The sequence below is a fragment of the Longicatena sp. genome, assembly GCF_982403165.1.
On the sequence record NZ_CEVYEL010000086.1, the window covers coordinates 1 to 7,797 of the forward strand.

General features: G+C 38.2%; 7 protein-coding genes. All 7 read right to left on the bottom strand.

Translation table 11 applies throughout. The features are described from left to right. Positions 1 to 109: 109 nt before the first annotated feature. The 7 genes from AC1VS3_RS12300 to ftsX all read right to left on the bottom strand — a co-directional run bounded on the left by AC1VS3_RS12300 (position 110) and on the right by ftsX (position 7,345). Positions 110 to 310: a hypothetical protein gene (locus AC1VS3_RS12300; protein ID WP_226897159.1), complete on the bottom strand. Its 201-nt coding sequence runs from the start codon at positions 308 to 310 to the stop codon at positions 110 to 112. Positions 311 to 397: 87 nt separating this feature from the next. After that, positions 398 to 1,120: an aspartate kinase gene (locus AC1VS3_RS12305; RefSeq protein ID WP_008689887.1), complete on the bottom strand. Its 723-nt coding sequence runs from the start codon at positions 1,118 to 1,120 to the stop codon at positions 398 to 400. 269 nt (positions 1,121 to 1,389) lie between these two features. Beyond that, on the bottom strand, positions 1,390 to 2,055 hold the full coding sequence (locus tag AC1VS3_RS12310) for an N-acetylmannosamine-6-phosphate 2-epimerase (RefSeq protein ID WP_008689888.1): 666 nt from the start codon (positions 2,053 to 2,055) through the stop codon (positions 1,390 to 1,392). A gap of 733 nt (positions 2,056 to 2,788) precedes the next feature. Beyond that, entirely contained in the window at positions 2,789 to 3,376 is a 588-nt protein-coding gene (locus AC1VS3_RS12315; protein ID WP_008689890.1) for an NUDIX hydrolase, read from the bottom strand. After that, a complete protein-coding gene (gene mutY / locus AC1VS3_RS12320; protein ID WP_008689892.1) occupies positions 3,373 to 4,455 on the bottom strand; it encodes an A/G-specific adenine glycosylase in 1,083 nt (360 codons plus the stop codon). The genes AC1VS3_RS12315 and mutY overlap by 4 nt, the downstream gene beginning before the upstream one ends. Positions 4,456 to 4,742: 287 nt before the next feature. Next, positions 4,743 to 6,221 carry a murein hydrolase activator EnvC family protein gene (locus AC1VS3_RS12325; RefSeq protein ID WP_008689893.1) on the bottom strand — a complete coding sequence of 493 codons (1,479 nt, stop codon included), beginning with the start codon at positions 6,219 to 6,221 and terminating at the stop codon, positions 4,743 to 4,745. Between the two features lie 215 nt (positions 6,222 to 6,436). Further along, the gene (gene ftsX / locus AC1VS3_RS12330; RefSeq protein ID WP_017144559.1) at positions 6,437 to 7,345 is read right to left on the bottom strand and encodes a permease-like cell division protein FtsX; all 909 of its coding nucleotides are present in this window, start codon (positions 7,343 to 7,345) and stop codon (positions 6,437 to 6,439) included. Between the last annotated feature and the right edge of the window lie 452 nt (positions 7,346 to 7,797).

The following is a 7,797-nucleotide window of genomic DNA, read 5'->3' on the forward strand; positions in this document are numbered from 1 at the left end:
CGGAACCGTACGTACGGTGGTGTGAGAGGGTGATTTATTTCACCCTACTCGATTACTTTTGACATATCCAAACGCTTGTAGCACAAGAAAAAAAGGCAACATTTGCCTTTTATAAAATCATAAATCCCAGGTCGTTTAAAACCTTTCTTGCGACGGCCACCATGTCACTGTTTCCCATGACAACCACACATTGTTTTTCGATATTCACTTCATAATCCACCCGCGTTTCCGCAAGTGCTGCATCAATGCGTTTAGCACTTTCTTCACTATTCAGATTTTTTACCAGCAGGATATTTTTCAACTCGCTCACCTCTATATCGTATTATAGCATATTTCATAAAAAGATATGCTATATTTTGCGCCGTTCAGAAATATTTAAGAAATCGTGATAATTGAATTAGGCATCTATGACCGTACCCTGACTACCAGAGAAGGTTCCCTTAAGATAAATACGAATACCATGTTCTTTTGCATACTCTACACTGCGATCATGCAATACGCGTGACTTCATATTGAGCATTTCATCATAAGTCAATTTATCATATTTTATCGCATAGCTGTTTAGCTTGGGATCATTGTCGTAGACACCATCTACATCGGTATAAATATCCACTTCTTTCAGATCCAGCATATCGGCAAACAGCACAGCACTGTAATCACTGCCTCCACGTCCCAATGTTGTAATATGTCCTTGTGGAGTCATAGAGATAAAGCCACCTACGACTACTACATCATAGTTAGCAAGTGCTTGCTTAACCTTTGTGCCATCCAAACGTAAAACTTTAGCATAATCATAATGATCATCACTGAAAATTCCTGCTTCAAAAAAAGAAAGGGCATGCGCATGAATCCCCATATCTAATAATTCGCTGCACACCTTTAGCGTGGATAGCTGCTCTCCCATGGAAACAAGTCTTGCTTTTTCTTCTTTACTGAGATATTCGCTCCCAAGACTTAATAAAGTATCCGTTGCGTACGCATCCGGATAACGGCCCATGGCAGATACCACCAGCACGATTTTATGTGTCTTCTGATATTCTAAAATATGGCGGTATACATATTTGCGTGTGGCCTCACTGCGCAGGGATGTTCCACCAAATTTCATTACTTTCAGATTCATAACTACCCCTCGCATTCCTTATACCATATGTCACAGCATAAAGATTTGCATGGTCATGTGCCTACTTTAGAAAAGGATGATACAAATAGAAGTCCTGTCTTAAAACGAACAAGCTTTCTTATCACAGAAAAGATTTTTCGTATTCCATTGAAATAAAGTGTCCTAACCAATATCATAAAGTTTTTAAACCAACATAAAAAGGAAGCAGCATTTAGTACACGAAAGAGTCATGACTTTTCTACTTCCTTCCAGGTATCGTTTTCAGCTTTTTACTTTAAGACTTTTACAAAACGTTCTGTTATCTGTTTCGGACGCGTAATAGCACCGCCTACAACCGCACTGTGAACGCCAGCTTCATAAACGGCTGCAAGGTCTTCCGGTGTATTGATCTTGCCTTCAGCTAAAATTGGGGTGTGCAATTCAGCTACTAGTTTTTTCAATAAAGGAATATTTGGCCCATCCACTAAAACAGAATACGGAGTGTAGCCACATAACGTTGTGGATACGCAGTCAAAGCCAATTTTTTCAGCATTGACACATTCTTCAAAGGTTGAACAATCCGCCATAGCCAGTACTCCGTTTTCATGAATATAGGCAACTAGATCTTCCAGTTTTTCTCCATTTGGACGATCACGCAATGTCGCATCCAATGCGATCATCTCACACTTCGTTTCCAACAATTCATCAATTTCCTTTTTTGTCGGTGTAATGTAAATATCGCTGTCCGGATAATTACGTTTTACGATGCCAATAACAGGAAGATCAACTGTTTTCTTTATCTCCATGATATCTTCCTTACTTTGTGCACGAATACCGACAGCACCTCCCTGTTTTGCTGCCAGCGCCATCCTTCCCATAATGAAAGAAGAATGCAGTGGTTCATCAGGCAACGCCTGACAAGATACTACTAAACCGCCTTTAATTTTTTCCAGCATAATTAAAACCTGTCCTTTCTCTTATTACAGTTTCATTATACTTCAAAATTCTTTTTTCGTCTTCCTTTTTTCTACGAGATTATCGAATTCTCATAAAAATTTTTTGCCGTTTTTTTAAGCCATGTAAACAGGCAATTTCTAACTGTCTTTTCTTTCAATGTCCTATACTTTATCAAGACATGCAAACATGCATGCGGTATATCCTGATAAATTAAAAAACACTTTCTGAATAACGTTTGCTAAACTTATTTCTATCCATAGCACACTTCTTTTATGGTATAGCTTTTATGATACTGACATAAATGTTTTAAGACCAAGTAAAAGAAGTAGGAAAGCAACTACCGGAACTGGTATCGTACAAATGAGAAATAATACAAATTTTCTCTTTACTTCCTCTGCATTTTCTTATTTGTAAAACTAGAAATGGAAAAGAAATAAAAATAACCCCCCAATTTATTCATTCGTAATCTCCTAAATTTGTATAATTTGCCATGTGAAATAAAGCATATGTATCACACCTCATAACATGTGTTTTAAAATAGCCTTTTTCAGCATGTTTTTCTATAATGTCTCTTGTTATTTCTAGAACCCTCACTGAATCAGTATCCTCACTGAATCAACGGCAAGTGCCTTATCGCTTATTCTTTCTATTTTGTAAAGTCTTTGTAGCAATGCCGATAACTTCATTCATCCACCTTTTTTATTAAAACATGATTACATGTTGTATTTAATCCTACAAACTGACTTCTGTTTTCTGTTCTGCCAAAACTTTCGTCTTTTCTACCAATTTGTGATACACCGGTTTCATATCTTCTTCTCTTACCCAAGTATCAATTTCTTCTACAGGTATCCATCGAACACCACTATTTTCATCCGCTTTGATGTGTAAATTTTCGGTTTCATCTGCCACACAGGCATAAGTCACATTAAGATGTACATGCGAACTAACAAACTTACCACGTTTTTTATGGGGCGGTACAGGTAGAATATCAATAGCCATAATATGTTCACTTAAAGGTGTAAGCTTAGTTAACCCCGTTTCTTCCATTCCTTCTTTTAAAGCGACATGCAAAGTATCTTCATCCCCATCACAATGGCCGCCGCACCATCCCCAGGAATCATAGATATTATGATAAATCATCAATACCTTGCTCATATCCTGATTCACGATCCAGGGAGAGCTTGTCATATGAGCCATTAAATTTTCTCGGTAAAATATATCATCAAACATCGTCAGATAAGTCATCAATAATTCTTTATCTGCTTCTTCCTGTTCGTTATAAGGATCAAATCCTTTCACTTCCTCTAATAATGTCTTCATTCTTGCGTCCTCCACCATGTATATAAAGCATCTTTATATGCCTTAAAAGCAGTTGGTATCGCATATTGCTGTTCCAACGCTTGCTGTGTACACCATAAGCCATCCAATTTTTCCTTTACCTCTAGTAAATATCCTTGCATATGCCATTCCACATGTGAGAATATATGTTTTGCCGAGCGCAGTTTGATGATTTTATGTATACGTTCATGACCGAGAAAAGCCATAACTTCTTCCTCTTCTCGCTCCCCATCTAACGTGATGAATTCATAAAGCCCTGCTAACAGTCTATCCTCAGCGCGTTGCTGCAGCAGCACTTCCTTTTGATGGACAACGACTAAAATCGTTTTCTTCTCAATCCGCCGTGCTTTCTTTTTCTCTTTTATGGGCAGGCGCTGTGCCTGATGGCTTTGATAACCGATACAGTCTTCTGCTAATGGGCAAATATTACAGCGAGGCATGGCGTTGGGCACACAAATCAATGCACCGATTTCCATCAATGCCTGTGTAAAGGCATCACATCGCTCTATAGGAATATACTCTTTTATAATATTTTGAAACTTTTTCTTTGTACGTTCTTTTAAGATATCATCTTCACTGACAAGAAGGCGGGAAAATACACGCAATACATTTCCATCAACCGCTGGATATGGAAGATGAAAAGCGATACTGGCAATCGCTCCGGCAGTATAATCTCCGATACCGGGCAGTTGTTTTAATAATTCATAGGAATTAGGCAATGAACCGGCATAGTGTTTCACACAGTATTGTGCGCATTTTTTCATATTCTTTACGCGATTGTAATATCCCAGCCCCTCCCAGAGCTTATGTAATTCATCATCATCGGCATTTGCTAGTGCATGCACATCAGGCAATGCATTTACAAAGCGTTCAAAATATGGTTTTACTGCCTCGACACGTGTCTGCTGCAGCATGATTTCACTTACCCACACTCGATAAGGCGTAGGTTCACTCCGCCATGGCAATATGCGTGCATTGGCATCATACCATTCCAATAATGCTTGTACCAAATGTTGTTTATCATGTTTTTCTTTCATGGTTGTATTATAACATTTCTTCATGAAATCACAAAGAAAAAGACCCCTTCTTGATAAAGCAGCATTCTTTTGCTGTCATCTGAATAAGGCGTCTTTTTCTTTTATAGCTATTGTATATAATCGTAGTTCATATAAAACAAAGATCTTACAATTTTAAAACCAGTTCTTGCAGTAAATGAATAACCCGGTATTCACCTTGCATGTTTTTCTATCTTGTTTCCATGCCATTTAGTGCCTTGCACAAACGCATGATCTGCTCACTCTTTTACCATAAATACCTGTCCTTATGGTGTACAGATAATCACTTGATCTTATAAGAAATAATTTTCCGGACGTAAACGACATGGTGAACCATAGCTGGAACAAGCATGTGGATCAGCGTACCAACCAACGCCAAAGCTTAAATCCCCACTATTGTTAAACTTATTCAAAGCATCACTCAAACTCATATTTCCAACGCGAATCATTTCCACATGACAGTGTGGCCCGGTACTATTGCCACTGTTTCCTGTATAGGCAATCGTCTGCCCCTGGGCAACCGCAGTTCCGCTAGATACAGCAGTACCTGAGAGATGATAAAAGGAGAAAGCATAAACCACACCATCAACTCTGGTCAGCATGGTTAAGTTATTTCCTGCGGTAGCCGGCACACCACAATAACTGCCAAAATTATCACCGGATGGAGATGGACAACCACCATATGTCCAAATAACGATACCACTGGCAGGGGCAACAACACGCAAGCCCTGTGCTTGATATGTTCCAAAATCCATTCCTCTATGTACACTGCCATCCGCATATGCCCATGTACCAGCTGAATAATGCCAATTCCCTTGAATTGGTGTGATAAATCCTGTACTTGGTTTTACGCCGTTTCCGTTCCCATTTCCATTATTGCCTTGATTATTATCTTGGGAGTCCCCGTTATGGTCGTTAGAACCATCATTTTTATCCTTATCCGGTTTATCGCTTGTTTCATCATCAAATTGTGCAGCCAAAGAAGTATCTACCTTTGGGATACTCATCTGCGCCATCTGCGTCTTGATTTTCTGATCCAGCAGTTGCTCTTCCTGTTTACGATATGCGCTCATTAATTTTTCATTAACTTCCTTTATGGCTTCCGCTTTTTCCTTCTGGTCCTTTAATCCTTGCTCCTGCACTTTCAGCAATTCCTTTTGCTGTTGGACTACTTCTTTATCTTCCTTCAATTTCGCTTTTTCTTTATTTAATGTTTTGATCTGATCAGATTCATAGGAATTCAGCTGTCCAAGAATCTCTGAACGACGCAGTAAATCAGCAAAGCTGTCTGCCCCCATCAAAAAGTCTATAAAGTTATTACTGCCAATATAAGGCTGCATCTCAATCAGGCGTTCACGCATCATCTTGTCACGTTCTTGAATATCTTCCGTTTTTTCTTTAATTTTCACATTCATCTTGGCAATGGATGCTTCCGTTTTAGCAATGGCGTTTTCCACACTGGCCATTTCCGCATTGATCTTGGCAACCTGTTTATGATTGCTTCGTAGCTTCTCTCCAATGGATTCCATGCTTCCTTTTACATTACTCAGCTGTTTTTTAATACCATCAATCTCTGAGGATAGATTTTTGCTTTTCTGCTGCAAATATTCTTTATAAGCAATACATTCTTGCTGCGTTGCTTTATCGGTAATATATGCACATTTTTTATTCATTTCCGCTTCACGGCCTGCAAAACTTTCCGCCTCTAGGGGACAAGAAGCCATTACGACCATGAACAGACATGCAACAATCATTAAAATTTTTCTCTTCATATCAAATCCTCCTCTTTTTATCACGAAGTAAATGTTAAGGTCGATAAGCATTTAATTTATATCAGCATCGATAACATACGATCATTTATTACGTAAGCATATTTCTGTCAAATAAGCATGTAGGCAAATACGTGATGGAGTTATAAATAAACAAATCAAATAAAGATTTGCTATTTACTTTTATCATATTAACATGAAAATATCTTCACGTATGTTTAACGTTTCCAACGCAGATAACGGCTTGTAGAGAAGAAGCTTCCAAATAAGCCAACTCCCATGCCAATAAGCAAAAGAATACCTGCAACCTGTAAGCTCAACGGCTCACTTGGCTGTAAACGAAACATCTCACTCATCATTCTGCCATCAAGCATTAAATAGACATAATGATATCCTACTACAGTTACGATGGCTGGCACGATTGCTCCTGCCAAACCGATTAAAATACCCTCTAGCATCATAGGAAAGCGAATGCACCAGTTACTGGCACCGACAAATCGCATAATGGCAATTTCTGACTTTCTTGTATAAATAGACATTTTAATCTTATTCGCGATTAAAAACATTGCTACCAAAGTTAGAAAGATAATAAACAGAAAACTGCCGGTACGCATTGAAGAAAAAGTTTGTATCATGGCATCCGTCTCTTCACCGCCATAGCTCGCCTTTACGATACCTTTCATATCATGTATCTGTGCATTGAGCTTCTTGACATTATTCGCATCTTTCACCTCAATAATAAAAGCATCTAGAATAGGATTGGTCTTTCCTTCATACATGCTGAACAGACTGTCATTGCTTTCATATTCTTTTTTATAAGCTGCTAATTCTTCATCACCACTGGATAGTTTCACACTTGTTACATGTGGAAGCTTTTCAATCTTTTTCTGTAACGCGGTTTTCTCCTGATCCGTCACGACATTATCAATCGTCGCACGAATTGTCAAAGCATCTTCAATATGATATGTGATATTGGACAAATTACTTGTCAGCAATAAAAAGACGGCAATCAGCAGCAACGTGATAGTCATCGAAAAAGCTGCGGACATGGCCAGTCCAAAATGTCTTGTTATATTTTTACATGCGGTTTTTATATGGAATTTAATATATCGGTATAGTTTTTTCATAGTTTCATCTCTTTGTAAAGTTAACTTGCACTTATATGATAACGTACCATAGAAAAATTGTAAAGAAAAAGCGCTGTGCATGAAATAATTGGATATAAAAAAGGTGAGACGTTGTTTGTACTTTAAGGGAAAGGAAGTTTTCACAAGTAGGATGCTACATTTTACAAGTAGCATTGCATACAAGCGTAACAAAACAATTTTTAATGCTATCTAATTTCTTCATTCAGATAAAACATCCTATACTTCTAAAACCACCATATAAGTGTTTTATCCAATACAAAGCTAACATAAGAGTTCCCTAATGAATCCGTGAATTCCATCAACAACGATCTATCTAATCACTTCCCCATGTAAGTACATAAACTTTTCTTTGTTTTAATCAACGCAGCTCTTCTCCTTAAATCGAGTAGGGTGAAATAAATCACCCTCTCACACCACCGTACGTACGGTTC

Coding starts and splice junctions, on each gene's coding strand:
- AC1VS3_RS12305 (WP_008689887.1), bottom strand. CDS start 1,120: ATGAATCTGAAAGTAATGAAATTTGGTGGAACATCCCTGCGCAGTGAG.
- AC1VS3_RS12310 (WP_008689888.1), bottom strand. CDS start 2,055: ATGCTGGAAAAAATTAAAGGCGGTTTAGTAGTATCTTGTCAGGCGTTG.
- AC1VS3_RS12315 (WP_008689890.1), bottom strand. CDS start 3,376: ATGAAGACATTATTAGAGGAAGTGAAAGGATTTGATCCTTATAACGAA.
- mutY (WP_008689892.1), bottom strand. CDS start 4,455: ATGAAGAAATGTTATAATACAACCATGAAAGAAAAACATGATAAACAA.
- AC1VS3_RS12325 (WP_008689893.1), bottom strand. CDS start 6,221: ATGAAGAGAAAAATTTTAATGATTGTTGCATGTCTGTTCATGGTCGTA.
- ftsX (WP_017144559.1), bottom strand. CDS start 7,345: ATGAAAAAACTATACCGATATATTAAATTCCATATAAAAACCGCATGT.